At 67.7% G+C, this 1211-nt stretch carries 1 protein-coding gene; it reads left to right on the top strand.

Annotation, left to right across the window (positions count from 1 at the left end):
• A partial coding sequence (locus tag HCN56_RS25575) for an amino acid adenylation domain-containing protein (RefSeq protein WP_167975027.1) occupies positions 1–1211 on the top strand: 1211 nt, incomplete at both ends.

Below are 1211 nucleotides of genomic sequence, written 5' to 3'. Positions count from 1 at the left end.
CAGGCCCGGGTCCGTCCGGACCGTACCGCCGTCATCCACGAAGACCACCGCACCACCTACCGGGAGTTGAACGAGGCCGCCAACCGCCTCACCCACCACCTCACCACCTGCGCCGGCATCCGCCGCGGCGACCTCGTCGGCGTCCTCCACGACCGCTCCACCACCTTCGCCACCACCCTCATCGCCCTCACCAAAACCGGCGCCGCCTACACCGTCCTGGACCCCGACTTCCCCGACACCCGCCTCAACACCGTCCTGGCCCGCAACCACATCACCACCGTCATCACCGACACCACCCACACCCACCGCATCACCACCGCACCCCACCTCATCCACACCGACACCCACGTCCCCGACTGCACCCACAACCACCCCGACACCGACCCCGACCCCGGCCTCACCCCCCACGACACCGCCTGCGTCATGTTCACCTCCGGCTCCACCGGCGAACCCAAAGGCGTCCTCTCCTCCCACCGCAACCTCACCTCCACCCTCACCGCCCAGACCTACGCCCGCTTCGGACCCACCGAAACCACCCTCCAGTGCTCCCCCGTCTCCTGGGACGCCTTCAGCCTCGAATTCTGGGGCGCACTCCTCCACGGCGGCACCACCGTCCTCCAAACCGGACAACGCCCCGAACCCACCCTCATCAACACCCTCACCAAACACCACCACATCACCCAACTCCAACTCTCCTCCAGCCTCTTCAACTACCTCACCGACGAACACCCCGACACCTTCACCACCACCCACACCGCATACACCGGCGGCGAACCCGCCTCACCCACCCACACCCACCGCCTCCACCAACACCACCCCCACCTCACCATCACCAACGGCTACGGCCCCGCCGAATCCATGGGCTTCACCACCACCCACACCCTCACCCCCACCACCACACCACCCACCACCATCCCCATCGGCACACCCCTCACCAACAAACACGCCTACATCCTCGACACCCACCTCAACCCCACCCCCATCGGCACCACCGGCGAGATCTACCTCGCCGGCCACGGCCTCGCCCACGGCTACCTCAACCAACCCACCACCACCGCAACCCGCTTCATCCCCAACCCCTACGGCCCACCCGGCACCCGCCTCTACCGCACCGGCGACCTCGCCCACTGGACCCCCCACGGCACCATCCACTACACCGGCCGCACCGACACCCAAACCAAAATCCGCGGCTTCCGCATCGAACCCGCGGA

This window comes from Streptomyces lonarensis (assembly GCF_012033735.1).
GTDB lineage: Bacteria > Actinomycetota > Actinomycetes > Streptomycetales > Streptomycetaceae > Streptomyces > Streptomyces lonarensis.
This window is presented reverse-complemented; position numbering and strand designations above follow the sequence as displayed.